Source organism: Microbispora sp. NPDC046973 (assembly GCF_040644495.1).
Classification (GTDB): Bacteria; Actinomycetota; Actinomycetes; order Streptosporangiales; family Streptosporangiaceae; genus Microbispora.
On the sequence record NZ_JBEYWQ010000026.1, the window covers coordinates 43,301 to 60,289 of the forward strand.

The 16,989-nt window shown below is 71.5% G+C and carries 17 protein-coding genes; 13 read left to right on the plus strand and 4 right to left on the minus strand.

What is annotated here, in order from left to right:
- Nucleotides 1-11: 11 nt before the first annotated feature.
- From ABZ860_RS33790 to ABZ860_RS33820, 7 genes are all read left to right on the plus strand, one after another.
- The gene (locus ABZ860_RS33790) at nucleotides 12-1,106 is read left to right on the plus strand and encodes a Zn-dependent alcohol dehydrogenase (RefSeq protein ID WP_357228115.1); all 1,095 of its coding nucleotides are present in this window, start codon (nucleotides 12-14) and stop codon (nucleotides 1,104-1,106) included.
- The gene (locus tag ABZ860_RS33795; RefSeq protein ID WP_357228116.1) at nucleotides 1,103-1,930 is read left to right on the plus strand and encodes a nitrilase-related carbon-nitrogen hydrolase; all 828 of its coding nucleotides are present in this window, start codon (nucleotides 1,103-1,105) and stop codon (nucleotides 1,928-1,930) included. Before ABZ860_RS33790 ends, ABZ860_RS33795 begins: the two co-directional genes overlap by 4 nt.
- Nucleotides 1,927-2,871 (plus strand): agmatinase, encoded by a 945-nt coding sequence (speB, locus tag ABZ860_RS33800; RefSeq protein ID WP_357228119.1) that lies wholly within the window; start codon nucleotides 1,927-1,929, stop codon nucleotides 2,869-2,871. Before ABZ860_RS33795 ends, speB begins: the two co-directional genes overlap by 4 nt.
- Nucleotides 2,872-2,886: 15 nt before the next feature.
- Complete coding sequence (locus tag ABZ860_RS33805; RefSeq protein WP_357228122.1) at nucleotides 2,887-3,540, plus strand: cyclase family protein; 654 nt, start codon at nucleotides 2,887-2,889, stop codon at nucleotides 3,538-3,540.
- A gap of 245 nt (nucleotides 3,541-3,785) precedes the next feature.
- A complete protein-coding gene (locus ABZ860_RS33810) occupies nucleotides 3,786-5,411 on the plus strand; it encodes an ABC-F family ATP-binding cassette domain-containing protein (protein ID WP_357228125.1) in 1,626 nt (541 codons plus the stop codon).
- Nucleotides 5,404-5,715, plus strand: coding sequence for an ATP-binding cassette domain-containing protein (locus tag ABZ860_RS33815; RefSeq protein ID WP_357228127.1), 312 nt, complete (start codon nucleotides 5,404-5,406; stop codon nucleotides 5,713-5,715). The genes ABZ860_RS33810 and ABZ860_RS33815 overlap by 8 nt, the downstream gene beginning before the upstream one ends.
- Entirely contained in the window at nucleotides 5,691-5,921 is a 231-nt protein-coding gene (locus ABZ860_RS33820; RefSeq protein WP_357228130.1) for an ATP-binding cassette domain-containing protein, read from the plus strand. The genes ABZ860_RS33815 and ABZ860_RS33820 overlap by 25 nt, the downstream gene beginning before the upstream one ends.
- A 117-nt stretch (nucleotides 5,922-6,038) precedes the next feature.
- Here the strand turns inward: ABZ860_RS33820 and ABZ860_RS33825 are convergent, their stop codons facing one another.
- Nucleotides 6,039-6,530 carry an Lrp/AsnC family transcriptional regulator gene (locus ABZ860_RS33825; RefSeq protein ID WP_030511698.1) on the minus strand — a complete coding sequence of 164 codons (492 nt, stop codon included), beginning with the start codon at nucleotides 6,528-6,530 and terminating at the stop codon, nucleotides 6,039-6,041.
- A 222-nt stretch (nucleotides 6,531-6,752) separates the two neighbouring features.
- Here ABZ860_RS33825 and ABZ860_RS33830 point away from each other — a divergent pair, with 222 nt between their 5' ends.
- From ABZ860_RS33830 to ABZ860_RS33855, 6 genes are all read left to right on the plus strand, one after another.
- Entirely contained in the window at nucleotides 6,753-8,186 is a 1,434-nt protein-coding gene (locus ABZ860_RS33830) for a gamma-aminobutyraldehyde dehydrogenase (protein ID WP_357228133.1), read from the plus strand.
- A 52-nt stretch (nucleotides 8,187-8,238) separates the two neighbouring features.
- Entirely contained in the window at nucleotides 8,239-9,387 is a 1,149-nt protein-coding gene (locus ABZ860_RS33835) for an ABC transporter ATP-binding protein (RefSeq protein ID WP_357228135.1), read from the plus strand.
- A gap of 157 nt (nucleotides 9,388-9,544) precedes the next feature.
- On the plus strand, nucleotides 9,545-10,762 hold the full coding sequence (locus ABZ860_RS33840) for a spermidine/putrescine ABC transporter substrate-binding protein (RefSeq protein WP_357228138.1): 1,218 nt from the start codon (nucleotides 9,545-9,547) through the stop codon (nucleotides 10,760-10,762).
- Complete coding sequence (locus ABZ860_RS33845; RefSeq protein ID WP_357228141.1) at nucleotides 10,759-11,622, plus strand: ABC transporter permease; 864 nt, start codon at nucleotides 10,759-10,761, stop codon at nucleotides 11,620-11,622. The genes ABZ860_RS33840 and ABZ860_RS33845 overlap by 4 nt, the downstream gene beginning before the upstream one ends.
- Nucleotides 11,619-12,410, plus strand: a complete 792-nt coding sequence (locus ABZ860_RS33850) for an ABC transporter permease (RefSeq protein ID WP_357228143.1) — start codon at nucleotides 11,619-11,621, stop codon at nucleotides 12,408-12,410. The genes ABZ860_RS33845 and ABZ860_RS33850 overlap by 4 nt, the downstream gene beginning before the upstream one ends.
- A 52-nt stretch (nucleotides 12,411-12,462) precedes the next feature.
- Nucleotides 12,463-13,857, plus strand: a complete 1,395-nt coding sequence (locus tag ABZ860_RS33855; RefSeq protein ID WP_357228146.1) for an FAD-dependent oxidoreductase — start codon at nucleotides 12,463-12,465, stop codon at nucleotides 13,855-13,857.
- A gap of 67 nt (nucleotides 13,858-13,924) precedes the next feature.
- Here ABZ860_RS33855 and ABZ860_RS33860 read toward each other — a convergent pair whose 3' ends face one another.
- The 3 genes from ABZ860_RS33860 to ABZ860_RS33870 are packed head-to-tail and all read right to left on the minus strand — an operon-like array spanning nucleotide 13,925 to nucleotide 16,982.
- Nucleotides 13,925-15,100, minus strand: a complete 1,176-nt coding sequence (locus ABZ860_RS33860; RefSeq protein WP_357228148.1) for an ABC transporter permease — start codon at nucleotides 15,098-15,100, stop codon at nucleotides 13,925-13,927.
- Nucleotides 15,101-15,138: 38 nt separating this feature from the next.
- On the minus strand, nucleotides 15,139-15,822 hold the full coding sequence (locus ABZ860_RS33865; protein ID WP_357228150.1) for an ABC transporter ATP-binding protein: 684 nt from the start codon (nucleotides 15,820-15,822) through the stop codon (nucleotides 15,139-15,141).
- Complete coding sequence (locus ABZ860_RS33870) at nucleotides 15,819-16,982, minus strand: peptidoglycan-binding protein (protein ID WP_357228153.1); 1,164 nt, start codon at nucleotides 16,980-16,982, stop codon at nucleotides 15,819-15,821. Before ABZ860_RS33870 ends, ABZ860_RS33865 begins: the two co-directional genes overlap by 4 nt.
- Nucleotides 16,983-16,989 lie beyond the last annotated feature (7 nt).

A 16,989-nucleotide genomic window follows, 5' to 3' on the forward strand; every position in this document is an offset into this window, starting at 1 on the left:
AAAGGGATCACATGACCATCACCAACGCGGCCGTCCTGGTGCCGGGCCGCGGTCTGGAGACGCGGGCGCTGCGCCTGGCGGACCCGCGCGGCGACCAGGTCCTCGTCCGCATTCACGCCAGCGGCGTCTGCCACTCCGACCTGCACGTCCTGGACGGCGACTGGCCGGTCGAGGAGCCGATCGTGCTCGGCCACGAGGGCGCCGGGGTGGTCGAGGCCGTCGGCCCTGCCGTACGCGACGTCAAGCCCGGCGACCACGTCGTGCTGTCCTGGTTCGCCCCATGCCGCCGCTGCGAGGCGTGCGCCGCGGGCCGCGCCTGGCTGTGCTCGAACACCAAGGCCGTCGCCAACACCCTGCCGGACGGCTCGACGCCCCTGTCCGGTGAGGACGGCACGCCCGTGCTGCCGTTCCTCGGGCTCGGCACCTTCTCCGAGTACGCGGTGGTGCCCGAGGCCGCCGCGATCGTCGTCCCGGACGAGGTGCCCTTCCCCGTGGGCGCGCTGGTCGGTTGCGCGGTGACGACCGGCGTCGGCGCGGCCGTGCACACCGCCGCCGTACGGCCGGGGGAGTCGGCCGTCGTCATCGGATGCGGCGGGGTCGGGCAGGCGATCGTGCTCGGCCTCGGCCTGGCGGGCGCGCAGCCCATCGTCGCGGTCGACCTGTCGGACCGGCGGCTCAGCCTGGCCCGGGAACTCGGGGCCACCCACACCCTGCGCGGCGACGACCCGGCGCTCGCCGAGAAGGTGCTGGAGATCACCGAGGGCGCCCACCATGCCTTTGAAGCCATCGGCCGCCCGGCCACGATCGAGGCGCTGCCGGGGTTGCTCCGCGCGGGCGGCAACGCCGTCCTGGTCGGCATGACCGCGCTGGGCGCGAAGGTCTCCTTCGACCCCTTCGACCTGGCCGATCAGGGCAAGAGCATCCTGGGCTGCAACTACGGCTCCAGCGTGCCCACGGTCGACTTCCCCCGGCTGACCCGCCTCTACCTGTCCGGGCGCCTGCCGCTGGACCGGCTCGTCGGCGCCGAGGGCGGGCTCGGCGACCTGCCGGCCGCCTTCGCCGACCTGCGGGCCGGCGCCGGCTTGCGTACGGTGGTGCGGCCGTGACGCGGGTCGCCGTCGCGCAGCTCGCGCTACAGGTGGGCGAGCCGGAGGCGAACCGCGCCGCCGCCGAAGCGGCGATCGCGGAGGCCGCCGAGGCCGGGGCCCGGCTGGTGGTGCTACCCGAGCTCGCCAACAGCGGCTACGTCTTCACCGGTGCCGACGAGGCGCGGACGCTGGCCGAGCCGGCCGACGGCCCGACCGTCACCGCCTGGGCCCGTCTGGCCCGCGCGCACGACCTGGTGATCGTGGGTGGATTCTGCGAGCTGGCCGGCGGCGTCGTGCGCAACAGTCAGGTCATGGTCGACGCCTCCGGGACCAGGGCCGTCTACCGCAAGGCGCACCTGTGGCACGACGAGCAGGACGTGTTCACGCCCGGCGACGGGCCGGCCCCCGTCGTGGACACCGCGATCGGCCGCATCGGAATGATGGTGTGCTACGACCTGGAGTTTCCCGAGTGGGTGCGGTCCGTGGGCCTCGCCGGGGCCGACATCCTCGCCGTCTCCACCAACTGGCCCGCCTCGCCCGTTCCGGCCGGTGAGCGACCGGTGCTGGTCGCGTATGCCCAGATCGCGGCCGCGGCCAACCGCATGTTCGTCGCCGTGGCCGACCGGTGCGCGGCAGAGCGCGGCGTGGGCTGGGTCTGCGGCACGTCGTTGATCGGCTCGGATGGGTATCCCCTGGCCGGGCCCGTGCTCAGGGACGGGCCGGCCGTGCTGGTCGCCGACTGCGACCTGGCCCACGCCAGGGACAAGGCGACCGGCCCGCGTAACGACGTCCACCGCGACCGGCGGACCGATCTGTACTGGAAGGAAGAGCACACGTCATGACCGAACCCCGGGGACCCGTCGACTCGTCCCGCGTCCCGCGTTTCGCCGGACCGGCGACCTTCGCGCGCCTGCCGCGGCTCGACGAGGTCGACCACGCGGGCGTCGCCGTGGTGGGTGTGCCGTTCGACAGCGGGGTCTCCTACCGCCCCGGCACCCGGTTCGGCCCCGCGGCGGTTCGCGAGGCCAGCCGCCTGCTGCGGCCGTACAACCCGGGCCTGGACGTCTCGCCGTTCGCGGCGGTGCAGGTGGCGGACGCGGGGGACATCGCCTGCAACCCCTTCGACATCCGCGAGGCCGTGGAGACCGTGGAGGAGGCTGCCTCCGCGCTGATGGAGAGCGGCACCCGGCTGGTCACGGTGGGCGGCGACCACACCATCGCCCTGCCGCTGCTGCGGGCCAACGCCCGTAGGCATGGACCGGTCGCGCTGCTGCACTTCGACGCCCACCTCGACACATGGGACACCTACTTCGGCGCCGAGTACACCCACGGCACGCCGTTCCGCCGGGCGGTTGAGGAGGGCATCCTCGACACCGAGGCGCTGTGCCACGTCGGCACGCGCGGCCCGCTGTACGGCAAGAAGGACCTGGAGGACGACCGCCGGATGGGCTTCGGCATCGTGACCAGCGCCGACGTGATGCGCCGTGGCGTGGACGAGATCGTCGGCGCGTTGCGGGAGCGGATCGGCGACCGGCCGTTGTACGTCAGCGTCGACATCGACGTGCTCGACCCCGCGCACGCTCCGGGCACCGGGACCCCCGAGGCCGGCGGGCTCACCAGCCGGGAACTGCTGGAGATCCTGCGTGGTCTCGCGGGCTGCGAGCTGGTCGGGGCGGACGTGGTCGAGGTCTCCCCGGCCTACGACCACGCCGAGATCACTTCGGTCGCCGCCTCCCACGTGGCCTACGATCTGATCAGCCTGTTCGCGCTCGGAAAGCCCTGACGCCGGGGAGAAGCCGTGATCGTCGACCTGTCGGTGCCCGTCGTGAGCGGCATGCCCGTCTACCCCGGAGACCCGGAGGTGGAGCTCGCTCCCGCCCTCACGGTGGCGGCCGAGGGGGTGAACGTCCTCGGCCTGCACCTCGGGTCGCAGTCCGGCACGCACGTGGACGCGCCCTATCACATCGACGACACGCTGCCCGCGCTCGACGCTCTCCCGCTGGAGCGGTTCCTCGGCCCGGCGGCGGTCCTCGACGCCCGGGGCCTGCCCCCGCGCGCGCCGATCACCCCCGCGATGCTCGACCCGGTGGCCGGGAGGCTGGGCCCGGGGACCGTCCTGCTGGTCGCGACGGGCTGGGACGAGCACTGGGACACGCCCGGCTACCTGGACCACCCCTTCATGGAGGCGGAGACCGCCCGCCGGATCGTCGCCTCGGGCGTGCGGACCGTCGGCGTCGACGCGCTCAGCGTCGATCCCACCCCGGCCCCCGCCGACCTGCCGGCGCACCGGGTGTTGTGCGGGGCGCACGCCGTCATCGCGGAGAACCTGCGCAACCTCGGCCCGCTCCTGGATGCCCAGGCCGCGGGCCGTCCGATCGAGGTCTCCCTGCTGCCGCTGCGCCTCCACGCCGCCGACGGGTCTCCCGTACGCGCCGTCGCCCGGATCGGCTGACCTCCGCGAACGCCTCGAGTTGACGGACGGCGGCATCGAACTGCTATGGTGTCGGGCGCTCGTGATCCCAGGCTAGGAGACCAGACGTGGCAGGCGAAGACGACATCTCCGGGTGATACCGGAGGTTGATCGGCCCCGGCAGGCGCGTATGACCGCCGCCGATGTGGCCCTCGTCGTCGTCCCCCGATCCCTGTCCCTTCGCCGGGCGGCTCCGGCACGCCCGGATCACGTACGAGGTCTCTCGCATGTCCGATGCGTTCATCATCTGTTCCGGCCTGTCCTTCTCCTGGCCTGACGACACACCCGTTTTCAGCGACCTGTCCTTCACCGTGGGCGGCGGCCGTACGGGCCTTGTCGCTCCGAACGGCGCCGGCAAGAGCACGCTGCTCAAGCTGATCGCCGGCGAGTACCGGCCCCGCGGCGGGAGCGTGTCCGTCAGCGGCGTGCTCGGTTACCTGCCGCAGAGCCTGCCCCTCACCGGCGACCTGACCGTGGCCGAGGTTCTCGGGATCGCCCCGGTGATCGCCGCGCTCGACGCCATCGAGTCGGGCGACGCCGCCGAGGAGCACTTCGCCACGATCGGCAACGACTGGGACATCGAGGAACGCACCCGTGCCCAGCTCGACCGGCTCGGGCTCGGCGACCTCGCGTTCGGCCGCACACTGGGCACGTTGAGCGGCGGCCAGGTCGTCTCGCTCGGCCTGGCCGCCCAGCTCCTCAAGCGGCCCGACGTCCTGCTGCTGGACGAGCCGACGAACAACCTCGACCTCGGCGCGCGCCGCAGGCTCTACGACGTGCTCGGCGACTGGAACGGCTGTCTGCTGGTGGTCAGCCACGATCGGGCCCTGCTCGACCGCATGGACCGGATCGCCGAGCTCGACCGGGGGGAGATCCGCTTCTACGGCGGCGGTTTCACCGCGTACGAGGCGGCCGTACGCGCGGAGCAGGAGGCCGCAGAACGGACCGTGCGCAGCGCCGAGCAGGAGCTCAAGCGCGAGAAGCGGGAGATGCAGCAGGCGCGCGAGCGGGCCGAGCGCCGCGCCGGTAACGCCGCCCGCAATCTCAAGAACGCCGGGCTGGCGCGGATCTTCGCCGGGAACATGAAGCGGGGCGCGCAGGAGTCGGCCGGGCGGGCGGGCCAGATGCACGCCGCCCGCGTCAGCGACGCCAAGGCGAAGCTCGACGAGGCCGGGCGGGCGCTGCGCGACGACCAGAAGATCGCGCTGGAGCTGCCGGGGACCAACGTGCCCGCCGGGCGTACGGTCTTCCTCGGCGAGGGCCTGCAGGCCCGTGGCCTGTTCGCCGAGCCGGGCATCGACCTGGTGATCCGCGGCCCCGAGCGCATCGCGCTGACCGGCTCCAACGGCGCGGGCAAGTCCACCCTGCTGCGCCTGATCGGCGGCGAGCTTGAGCCCGACGCCGGCACGACCAGGCGAGCCGACGGCAGGGTCGCCTACCTGTCGCAGCGGCTCGACCTGCTCGACGTGGATCGCACCGTGGCCGAGAACCTGGCCGCGTCCGCCCCCGGCATGCCGGAGGCGGAGCGGATGAACCTGCTCGCCCGCTTCCTGTTCCGCGGCGCGCGTGCGCACCTGCCGGTGGGCGTGCTGTCGGGCGGCGAACGGCTGCGCGCCACGCTGGCCTGCGTGTTGTGCGCCGAACCGGCGCCCCAGCTCCTGCTGCTCGACGAGCCCACCAACAACCTCGACCTGGTCAGCGTGGGGCAGCTGGAGAGCGCGCTCGGCGCGTACGAGGGGGCGTTCGTGGTGGTCAGCCACGACGAGCGGTTCCTCGCGGAGGTCGGGGTGGACCGGTGGCTGGAGCTGTCCGGGGGCCGCCTGCTGGAGACCGGGGGACCCGCCGGTGAGTGACGCGCTGCTCGCCCGCGACCTCGTTCGCACGCTGGGCGGCCGGCGGGTGCTCGACGGCGTCACCCTCACCGCCGCCCCCGGCCGCCGGATCGGGCTGATCGGCGAGAACGGCGCGGGCAAGTCCACCCTGCTGGCCGGACGGCCGGGGGCGGAGGGCGAGGTGCGGCGCAGGCGCGGCCTCACCGTCGCCCTGCTGGCCCAGGACACCGGGTTCGAACGGCCGGACCGCACGGTGCGGGAGACCTACAGCCGGCCCTCGGCGCGGAGCGCGCCGCGTCCGTGCCGCTGCGCTCCCTCGGGCTGATCGGCCCGCGGGACCTGGACCTGCGGGTGGGAGAGCTGTCCGCCGGGCAGCGCCGGAGGCTCGCGCTGGCGCTGCTGGTGGCGGACCCGCCCGAACTGCTCCTGCTGGACGAGCCCACCAACCACCTTTCGGCCCCGCCTTCCGAGCGAGCTGGAGGAGGCCATGGGCGCCGAAGGGCCCGGCGCGATCGCGCTCGCCGGCCATGACCGGTGGTTGCGCACCCGCTGGCAGGGCCGCCGCATCCGGCTTTCTCCGCCGGCGGACGCGCCTCGACAGGCAGCGGCCGCGCGAGGCCGGGCCGGAGCGGCGGGCGCCTCAGGAGGTCAGTGCGTGCCCCAGGAGTAGGTCTGCTTGTGCAGCTTGAGGTAGACGAACGTCTCGGTCGCCCGCACGCTGGAGATCGCCCGGATCTTCCCCAGGATCTCCAGCAGGTGGGTGTCGCCCTCGCAGACCACCTCGACCATGATGTCGACCGAGCCGGCCGTGAGCACCACGTAGTCGATCTCGGGGATCTGCGACAGTTCGTCGGCGACCTGCTCCAGGTCGCCCTCGCACTTGATGCCGATCATGGCCTGCCGGGGGAAGCCCAGGGTGAGCGGGTCGGTGACGGCGACGATCTGCATGACGCCGAGGTCGAGCAGGCGCTGCACGCGCTGGCGCACCGCGGCCTCCGACAGTCCCACCGCCTTGCCGATGGCGGCGTACGGCTTTCGCCCGTCCATCTGAAGCTGCTCGATGATCTGCTTGGAGATCTCGTCGAGCACCACCGGCCCACCCTTCGCGGCAGCCGCGCGAGCCTTAGGCGGAGTCGTCATCCTCGGGGGGTGTCCTCTCTTGGCGGGCTTCGATCGCCCTGGCGACCTGGTGTTACAGCAGCGTTTTTGACATGTTGCGATCGTGGTCTGACATGGTGTCAGCTCCGTCGCTCTCGTCAAGCGATTTCGTAGCAATTTGGTATCTTAGCGACGAAATCCCTTGTCGTAGGCTCTTTCCTCTGCCAGAGTCGCGACAACTCAGCCACCACCAGGAGGTCAACGGTGACCACCCGTCTCCAGAACTTCGTGAACGGGAAGTTCGTCGACGCCGCGAGCGGCCGTTTCTCCGACGTCGTAGACCCTACGACGGGGGAGGTCTACGCCCAGGCACCGGTGTCGGGTCAGGAGGACGTCGACGCCGCGTACGCCGCCGCGACGGCCGCCTTCGAGACGTGGGGCCAGACGACGCCGGGCGAGCGTGCGGCGCTGCTGCTGAAGGTCGCCGACGCGATCGAGGCCCGCGCCGACGAGATCAACGAGGCCGAGTGCCGCAACACCGGCAAGCCCCGCGCCCGCATGGCCGAGGACGAGACCCCGGTCGCCGCCGACCACTTCCGGTTCTTCGCCGGTGCGGCCCGCACTCTGGAGGGCCCCACCGCCGGGGAGTTCCTCGCCGACCACACCTCGATGATCCGGCACGAGCCGATCGGCGTCATCGGCCAGGTCACGCCGTGGAACTACCCGATGATGATGGCGGTGTGGAAGATCGCCCCCGCTCTCGCGGCCGGCAACACGATCGTGCTCAAGCCGTCCGACACCACTCCGGTCTCCACGCTGAAGCTGGCCGAGATCCTCGGCGACGTCCTGCCGGCCGGTGTCTTCAACGTCGTGACCGGTGACCGGGAGACCGGCTCGCTGGTCGTCGGCCACCCGTCCGCGAGCATGGTCGCGATCACCGGCTCGGTCGGCGCGGGCATGTCGGTCGCCAGGACCGCCGCCGACGACCTCAAGCGCGTCCACCTGGAGCTGGGCGGCAAGGCCCCGGTCGTGGTGTTCGAGGACGTCAAGGACATCAAGGCCGTCGCCGAGGCGATCGCCGGGGCGGGCCTGTACAACGCCGGCCAGGACTGCACCGCCGCCTGCCGGGTGCTCGTGCAGGAGAGCATCCACGACGAGTTCGCCGCGGCGCTGGCCGAGGCCGCCGCCGCCACCAAGCTCGGCGGCCACGACGTGGAGGACGCCTACTTCGGGCCGGTGAACAACGCCAGCCAGCTCGCCCGGGTCGAGGGCTTCTTCCAGCGGCTCCCCGAGCACGCGAAGGTCCTCACCGGCGGCGCCCGCGTCGGCGACAAGGGCTTCTTCTTCGCCCCGACCGTCGTGGACGGGCTGAAGCAGGACGACGAGATGGTCCAGGACGAGGTCTTCGGTCCCGTCATGACCATCCAGACGTTCACCGACGAGGCCGACGCGCTGGCCAAGGCCAACGGCGTCCGCTACGGCCTGTCCGGCTCGGTGTGGACCTCCGACCACGGCCGCGCGATGCGGATGTCCAAGCGGCTCGACTTCGGCATCGTCTGGGTCAACACCCACATCCCGTTCGTGTCCGAGATGCCGCACGGCGGCTTCAAGCACTCGGGCTACGGCAAGGACCTGTCCGTCTTCGGCCTGCACGACTACACCCGCGTCAAGCACGTCATGCACTACATCGGCGAATAGGTACGTCCCGGCTCCGGCCGGACACCTATCGAAAAAGAGGGATAAGCCTGGAATGACAGAGATCCAGGCGGGCCCGGGGGCAGCCGTCGCGGCTGCCCCCGTATCAGGAGACGTGCCCGCCATCGAACTCGACAACGTGGTCAAGGAGTACGTCTCGCACGGTGAGGTCGTACGGGCGGTCAAGGGCGTGAGCCTCGCCATCGCGGAGGGGGAGTTCTTCTCCCTCCTCGGCCCCTCAGGCTGCGGCAAGACCACCAGCATGCGAATGATCGCCGGGTTCGAGGACCCCACACAGGGGGTCGTCAGGCTCCACGGGGAGGACGTCACGAACGTCCCGCCGAACAAGCGTGACATCAACATGGTGTTCCAGTCCTACGCGCTGTTCCCGCACATGAACGTCTGGGACAACGTCGCGTTCGGACTCAAGCGCAAGAAGGTCCCCGACGCGGAGATCAAGCGCCGCGTCGGCGAGATCCTGGAGGTCGTGGACCTGGTCGGCCGCGAGAAGCGCCGGCCGAAGGAGATGTCGGGAGGCCAGCAGCAGCGCGTCGCGCTCGCCCGCGCCCTGGTCAACCGGCCCCGCGCGCTCCTGCTCGACGAGCCGCTCGGCGCGCTCGACCTCAAGCTCCGCCAGGCCATGCAGATCGAGCTCAAGCGCATCCAGCGCGAGGTCGGCATCACGTTCGTCTACGTGACGCACGACCAGAGCGAGGCGCTGACGATGAGCGACCGCATCGCGGTCATGAACGACGGCCTCGTGGAGCAGCTCGCGGATCCCCGCGAGATCTACGAGCGGCCCGCCAGCAAGTTCGTGGCCGGGTTCATCGGCACCTCCAACCTGCTGAGCGGCACCGTCCAGCAGGTCACCGGCGACACGGCCGTGCTCGCGCTCGGCGCGAGCGATCGGATCCTCATCCCCGCCGACGGCGCGCTCGCGGCCGGCGCCACCGTCGACCTCACGGTCCGGCCCGAGAAGATCAAGATCGCGAAGGACCAGCCGGAAGGCGACCTCAGCGTGGTGCGGGGGACGGTCGCGGAAGTCGTCTACCTCGGCACCTACAACAGCTACGTCGTGGTGCTCGGCGACGGCGCCGAGATCACGGTGTTCGAGCAGAACGCCCACGACAGCACGATCACCGCCGAGCGAGGCGACACGGTCTGGCTCTCCTGGCAGCCCTGGCACTCCTACGCCCTGCGGTAAATCCGCCCGTCACCCCCCGTCGATCCCCCCGTCGAATCCGCCGTCGAACCCCGCGACGAATCCCCGAACCCCGGTACAGCGAACCCGGTACAGCGAACCCGGAGCACGAACCCCAATGAACCACCCATACAGGCAGGACCCCGCCCTCCTCCGCGGCATGACCCAGCGCCGGCTCGGCAGGCGCGACGCCTTCCGGCTCGCGGGCCTGTCGGCCGCCGGGCTCGCCCTCGCCGCCTGCGGCGTGCAGGGCAAGGGCACGGCCAGGCCGTCCTCCTCCGCCCAGGCCCAGTCCGAGGTGGAGAAGTTCTGGTCGGGCAAGGCGAAGAACGGCCACGTCGACTTCGCCAACTGGCCGCTCTACATGGACCCCAAGCAGCCCGAGCTCAAGCAGTTCACGCAACAGACCGGCATCACGGTGAACTACAAAGAGGTCATCCTCGAGATGCCGAGCTGGTTCGCCAAGATCCAGCCGCTGCTCGCCGCCGGCCAGTCGATCGGCTACGACCTCATGGTCGTCACCAACGGCCTGCACTTCGACCAGCTCGTCCAGCTCGGCTACCTGGCGCCGCTCGACCACTCCAAGCTGCCGAACTTCGCGGCCAACGCGGGCGCGCAGTACAAGAACGAGTCGTTCGACCCGGGCAACGTCTACAGCATCCCGTGGGCGTCCGGCATGACCGGCATCGCGTACAACCCCAAGTACGTCGACACCCCGCCGACCAGCATCGCGGACCTGTGGAACCCCAAGTACAAGGGCAAGGTCGGCATGATGTCCGACTCCCAGGAGATCGCCAACTTCGGCATGTTCGCGCTCGGCATCGACCCGGACAAGTCGACCGAGGCGGACTGGGAGAAGGCCGCGGCCAAGCTCAAGGAGCAGCGCGACTCCGACATCGTGCGCAAGTACTACGACCAGGGATACACCGACCCGCTGGCCAAGGGCGACATCTGGCTCACCATGGCCTGGTCGGGCGACGTCTTCCAGAAGAACGTCTCCGACGGCACGGACCTCAAGTTCGTGATCCCGCAGGAGGGCGGGACGATCTGGACCGACAACATGATGATCCCCAAGACCGCGACGAATCCGGTCGACGCCATCATGCTGATGGACTTCTTCTACGGCGTGGACGTGGCGGCCAAGCTCACGGAGTACATCAACTACGTGACGCCGGTCCCGGGCGCCAAGGACGTCATCGCCGCCGACGCCGCCAAGGCGTCGGGCGACGACAAGAAGCTCCTGGAGGAGGTGTCCGGCAGCCCGCTGGTGTTCCCGAGCGCGGAGGACACCGCCAAGCTGCGCAGCTACGTCAAGTTCAAGACGCCGCAGGAGCAGAAGAAGTTCGAGTCCGTCTTCCAGGCGATCACCACCTCATGAGCAGGCTCAAGGCGTCGCTGACGCCGTATCTGCTGCTCTTCCCGGGCACGCTCTGGCTGGCGATCTTCTTCGTCATCCCGACGGTCGTCATGCTGTCGCTGTCGCTGCAGTCGGGCGACGTCGTGAACGGCTTCGCGTTCACGTTCAACTGGCACAGCTACGTCGACGGGATCAGCACCTACCACGACCAGATCATCCGTTCTCTGGTGTACGGCCTGGCCTCGACGCTGATCCAGATCGTGATCGGGTTCCCCGTGGCGTACTGGATCGCCTTCAAGGGCGGCAGCCGCAAATCGGTCTACCTGTTCCTGCTGCTGCTGCCCTTCCTGGTGTCGTTCGTGCTGCGCACCATCTCCTGGCAGTTCTTCCTGTCCGACAACGGCATGCTGCTCGGGCCGCTGAAGTCGATGGGCCTGGTGCCGCAGGACTTCCACATCCTGGCCACGAGCGCGGCGGTGATCGGCGGCCTGGCCTACAACTTCCTGCCGTTCATGATCCTGCCGATGTACGTGGCGCTGGAGCGGATCGACCCGCGCGTCCTGGAGGCCGCGCAGGACCTCTACGCCAGCAAGGCGCAGACCTTCCTGCGGGTCGTGCTGCCGCTGTCGCTGCCGGGCGTGTTCGCCGGCGTGCTGATGACGTTCGTGCCGGCCACGTCGGACTACGTCAACGCGTCCGTGCTCGGCGGCACCAGCAACACGATGATCGGCAACGTCATCCAGAACCAGTTCCTGGTCAACCAGGACTACCCGACCGCCTCGGCGCTGTCGTTCACGCTGATGGCCCTGCTGCTCGTGGGCATCTTCGCGTACGCCAAGGCGCTCGGCACCGAGGACGTGCTGGAGGTGGCGGCCCGATGAGGGGTGGCCTGCTGCGGGGCCGCGGCCTGCAGATCTACACCTGGCTGGTGATCGCCTGGCTCGTGCTGCCGATCGCCGTGATGATCCTGTTCGGCTTCAACGACACCCACGGCCGCTACAACACGGCCTGGCAGGGCTTCACGCTCAAGTGGTACGGCAAGCTGTTCGAGATCGGCGATCTCACCCAGGCGCTGGTGAACTCGCTGCTCATTGCCGTGCTGACGATGCTGGTCGCCGGGGTGCTCGGGTCGCTGATCGGGCTGGCGCTCGGCCGCTACCGCTTCCGCGGCTCCGGGGCGATGAACCTCGTGATGTTCGCGGCGATCTCCTGCGCCGAGATCGTCATGGGCGCGTCGCTGCTGTCGCTGTTCGTCACGCTCGCCGTGCCGCTCGGCTTCTGGACGATCCTGATCTCGCACGTCATGTTCTCGATCTCGTTCGTGGCCGTGACCGTGCGGGCCCGGGTGATGACGCTCGACGCCTCCCTCGAGGAGGCGGCCCGCGACCTCGGCGCGGGACCGTGGACGACGTTCCGGCTGGTCACCCTCCCGATGATCTTCCCCGGTGTGCTGGCGGGGTCGATGCTGGCCTTCGCGCTGTCGATCGACGACTTCGTCATCACCAACTTCAACTCCGGCGGCACCATGACGTTCCCGCTGTGGATCTGGGGCGCCACCCGCGTGGGCCTCCCGCCGCAGGTGAACGTCATGGGGACGCTGATCTTCGCGGCCGGTGTGCTGATCGCCGTGGTCAACGCCCTCGTGGCACGCCGCCGCGCCAACGCCTAGCCCTGCCGCAGAAGGACGGCCCTTTCCCGACGCTCCCTGAGGAAGTGAGACCGTGGTTCCGTCGAAGGCGCTCGCCGACGCGGAGCGCAAGCCGTACTGGCTGGACCGGCCGATCGCGCCCGAGCCGCTGCCCCCGCTGACGGGAGACGTCACGGCGGACCTGGCGGTGGTCGGCGGCGGCTTCACCGGCCTGTGGACCGCGCTGATGGCCAAGGAGCGCGACCCCTCGCTCGACGTGGTCCTCCTGGAGGGCCGCGCGGTCGGGTGGGCCGCCTCCGGCCGCAACGGCGGGTTCTGCGCGGCGAGCCTGACCCACGGGCTCGGCAACGGGCAGGACCGCTGGCCCGAGGAGATCGCGACGCTGGAACGGCTCGGCCGGGAGAACCTCGACGAGATCGAGGCGACCCTCGCCCGGTATGGCGTCGACTGCTCCTTCGAGCGGACCGGCGAGCTGCGGGTGGCCACCGAGGAGTGGCAGCTCGCCGGGCTCGACGAGGACGTGAGCGGGGCGGCCTCGCTCGGCCTGCGGCTGGAGCGGCTCGACCGCGAGCAGGTGCGGGCCGAGGTGGACTCCCCGACGTACCTCGGCGGCGTGTGGGACCGCGAAGGCGTCGCCATGGTCGACCCGGCGCGGCTGGCGTGGGGGCTGCGCGACGTCTGCGTGCGGCTCGGCGTGCGCGTCTTCGAGCACACGCCGGTGCGCTCGCTGCACGACGACGGCGTCGCGCTCGAACTGGAGTCGCCGAAGGGGCGGGTCAGGGCCGGGCGGGTGGCGCTCGGCACCGGCGCCTTCCCTCCGCTGCTGCGCAGGCTCAGGCACTTCCTCGTGCCGGTGTACGACTACGTGCTGATGACCGAGCCGGTGCCGGACGACCTGCTGGCGGAGGTCGGCTGGCGGGGCCGCCAGGGCATCGGCGACTCGGCCAACCAGTTCCACTACTACCGGCTGACCGACGACAACCGGATCCTGTGGGGCGGCTACGACGCCGTCTATCACAACGGCGGCCTGGTCAAGCCGGAATACGACCAGCGCGACGCCACCTTCGAGAAGCTCGCCACGCACTTCTTCGAGACGTTCCCGCAGCTCCACGGCCTGCGCTTCACGCACAGGTGGGGCGGGGTCATCGACACCTGCAGCCGGTTCAGCGCCTTCTTCGGCACCGCGTACGGCTCACGCCTCGCCTACGCCGCCGGATACACCGGCCTCGGCGTGGGCGCCACGCGCTTCGGGGCCAACGTGATGCTCGACCTGCTGCAGGGCCGGGTGACCGAGCGTACGGACCTGCGCATGGTGCGGCAGAAGCCGATGCCCTTCCCGCCGGAGCCGATGCGGTCGGGCGTCATCCAGCTCACCCGCTGGGCCATCGCCAGGGCCGACGAGCACGAGGGCCGCCGCAACGCCTGGCTGCGCACCCTCGACGCCTTCGGCGTCGGCTTCGACTCCTGACCCGGTCCTCCGAGCCCCGCGCCGCGACCCCCGGCGGACGCACTCGCCACCGCCACCGCCCGCCGGGTCAGGGGGCGGCAAGCGCTTCTGTGGGGGACAGCCGGGCCGCGCGGATCGCGGGGTAGAGCCCGGCGACGCCGCCGATGAGCACGGTGGCGGCGAGGGCGCCTGCCGTCGCCCAGGCCGGCACGACCGCCGGCCAGCTCTGGTAGGCGGCGTACCCGGAGGTGACGGCGATGCCCAGCAGCACCCCGCCCACGCCGCCGAGCGCGGACAGCAGGAGCGACTCGGCGAGGAACTGCACCCGGATCTGTCCTCGGGTGGCGCCGAGCGAACGGCGCAGCCCGATCTCGGCCCGGCGCTCCAGCACTGAGATGACCATCGTGTTGGCCACCCCGACGCCGCCGACCAGCAGCGCCACCGCGCCCAGGCCGAGCAGCAACCCGTTCAGGGTCGCATCGGCCGCCTGGCGCGCGGCCAGGGCGTCCGAAGGCCGGGACACGCTGACGTCGCCGGGGGCCCGCGGGTTGGCGGTGGCGGCCAACACGGCGCGTACGGCCTCGACCTGGCTGTCCCGCGAGCGGGCGTACACGGTCGTCGGCCGCCCGTCGAAGCGGAACGCGTCGGTGGCGATCTCCCAGCCGATCAGGACGGCCGTGTCGAGTTCGGGCGCGAGCGCGACCGGGTCGAGCACGCCGATGACGGTGAACCGTTCGCCGCCGACCAGGATCACCACCTGGGGGCTGGCCCGGCCGACGCCGAGCCGCTCCGCCGCGGCGGAGCCGAGCACAGCCGCCGGGTACCGGCCCGTGATCCCGTTGAGCCAGGCGCCGCCGCGCAGGGTCGCGCCGACGGTCGGCGGCAGGCTCGTCCGGGCGGCCAGCACGGTCAGCCCGTTGGTCTCCACCTTGGGGATCCGGTCCGAGCGGTACACCGTGGCGCCGCCGACCCTCCCGGTCGCCGAGACGGCGGTGACCGGGCCGATCCGCCCGATCATCGCCTCGGCCTCGGCGGGCAGCTTCGCGTTCTCGCCCTCGATGGTCTGTCCGGGGGAGACGGTGAGCAGGTTCGTGCCGAGCGCGGCGAGCTGACGGGCGAGCTGTTCCCGGGAGGAGGACGAGATGCCGACCACGGCGACCATCGCGGCGATGCCGATCGCGATGCCGAGTGCGGACAGCAGTGCCCTGGCGGGGCGGGTGCGCAGGCCGGCCGCGCCGACCCGGACCACATCACGTGGGGCCATACGCGCGGGTTGGAGCCGCGGGCGGCCCTGGTACGCGGTCACCGCCGAGCCGCCGGTGGGATCGCGCTGTCGCCGACCACCTGGCCGTCGAGCATGAGCACCTGCCGGTCGAGGCCCGCGGCGAGCTCCCGGTCGTGGGTGATGACCACCACCGTGGTGCCGGCGGCGTGCAGTTCCCGCAGCACGGCGACGACGCCCTCGCCCGAGGCGGAGTCGAGGTTGCCGGTCGGCTCGTCGGCGAGCAGCAGCGCGGGTTCGCCGACCACCGCACGGGCGATCGCGACCCGCTGCCTCTCCCCGCCGGACAGCTCGTGCGGCTCGTGGCCGAGCCGGTGTCCGAGCCCGACCCGCTCCAGCGCGGCCTCCGCGCGGCGCCTGCGCTCCCTCATCGGCACGCCGGCGTAGAGCAGGCCGTCGGCCACGTTGTCCAGCGCCGGCACGCCCGCGGCGAGGTGGAACTGCTGGAACACGAAGCCGATCCGGCTCGCGCGCAGGGCCGACAACTGGCGGTCGGACAGGCGCGACACGTCGTGGCCGTCGACCACCACGTGGCCGGAGGTGGGCCGGTCCAGCGTGCCCAGCATGTGCAGCATGGTGGACTTGCCCGAGCCGGACGGGCCGGCCACCGCCACCAGTTCGCCGGCGCCGATGGTCAGGGTGACGCCGGCGAGCGCGTGGACGTCGCCGGGGTACACCTTCGTCACGTCGGTCAGCTCGATCATCGCGGCATCCCCACCGTCATGCCGTCCGTCAGCCCGTCGCCGGTCACCTCGACCCGGCCGTTCGCGAACAGGCCGGTCTCCACCTTCACGTAGTGCGTGGTGGAGCCTTGGACGACCTCGACGCCGTAGCCGCCCTCGGCCAGCGCCACCAGCGCCGCCACGGGCACGGTGAGCACGTTCTCGCGCTCGGCCGCGGTGAAGACCACGTTGACCACGGCCGCCTCGATCCCCCTGGCCGCCCTGGGGTTGTTCAGCGACACGATCGCCTCGAGCATGGTCTCGGCCTGGTCGTCCGGCGTGGTCTGCTGCTCGATCACCGTGTAGACCCGTTTCACCCGGCCGGCCACCTTCGTGCCGTCGGGCATCTCGATCCGCACCCTGACGCCCCTGCGGGCCAGCCGCTGCTTGGCCACCTCGAGCCGGACCGTCACCTGCCGGCCCGTCCCGGTGTACCGCACCACCTCCTGGCCGCCGCCGGTGGACTGGTTCACCCCGGCCGTGACGGCGTCGACCCGGATCGGGCCCGGGGCGAACAGCACCCGCCCCTGCTCGACCTGGCCGGTCTGCGGCAGGCCGAGGTCCTTCTGCCATCGCCTCACCGCGGTCGCGGTGGCCGCCGTGTACGTGCGGTCCACCGTGAAGCCGCCGTAGCCGAGGGCCTTCAGGTTGGTCTCGAGCTGCCGCACGTCCGTGCCGGTGGCGTACGGGCCGAGCGTCCGGTAGGCGGCGACGGCACCGTACATCAGCACCACCGGCCGGTTGTCCACCCGGTAGATCGGCCGGCCCCGGCGGATGACGTCGCCGGGCAGCGGCACCTTTGTGATGACACCGGCGATCCGGCCGGCCAGCGTGATCGTGGCGCCGTAGCCCAGATCGCCGGGTATCTCCTCCGTGTCCAGCATCGTCTGCCGCGTCACCTGCGCGGTGGCCGGCGGCAGGTCCGTCGCGGCCGGCGTGCCGGTGCTCCCGCCGCCGAACCCGACCGCGGCCACGGCCGCCGCCCCGGCGGCGAGCACGATCACGCCGGCCAGCGCGAGGGCTCGGCCGCGCCGCCGGCGTACGGTGCGCCGGCTCGCCGCCACCGTGTCGTTGAGGGGCTCCGTGGGGCCGGCCACCTTCATGTCGCCCGTGGCCCCGGTCGCCTTCTCCGTGTCGTTCACGGGCTCC

Bases quoted from the DNA above. Each gene is read 5' to 3' on its own strand.
- ABZ860_RS33850 (WP_357228143.1), top strand. From the start codon at position 11,619: ATGAGGGGTGGCCTGCTGCGGGGCCGCGGCCTGCAGATCTACACCTGG.
- ABZ860_RS33845 (WP_357228141.1), top strand. From the start codon at position 10,759: ATGAGCAGGCTCAAGGCGTCGCTGACGCCGTATCTGCTGCTCTTCCCG.
- ABZ860_RS33825 (WP_030511698.1), bottom strand. From the start codon at position 6,530: ATGACGACTCCGCCTAAGGCTCGCGCGGCTGCCGCGAAGGGTGGGCCG.
- speB (WP_357228119.1), top strand. From the start codon at position 1,927: ATGACCGAACCCCGGGGACCCGTCGACTCGTCCCGCGTCCCGCGTTTC.
- ABZ860_RS33840 (WP_357228138.1), top strand. From the start codon at position 9,545: ATGACCCAGCGCCGGCTCGGCAGGCGCGACGCCTTCCGGCTCGCGGGC.
- ABZ860_RS33865 (WP_357228150.1), bottom strand. From the start codon at position 15,822: ATGATCGAGCTGACCGACGTGACGAAGGTGTACCCCGGCGACGTCCAC.
- ABZ860_RS33835 (WP_357228135.1), top strand. From the start codon at position 8,239: ATGACAGAGATCCAGGCGGGCCCGGGGGCAGCCGTCGCGGCTGCCCCC.
- ABZ860_RS33860 (WP_357228148.1), bottom strand. From the start codon at position 15,100: ATGGCCCCACGTGATGTGGTCCGGGTCGGCGCGGCCGGCCTGCGCACC.
- ABZ860_RS33810 (WP_357228125.1), top strand. From the start codon at position 3,786: ATGTCCGATGCGTTCATCATCTGTTCCGGCCTGTCCTTCTCCTGGCCT.
- ABZ860_RS33790 (WP_357228115.1), top strand. From the start codon at position 12: ATGACCATCACCAACGCGGCCGTCCTGGTGCCGGGCCGCGGTCTGGAG.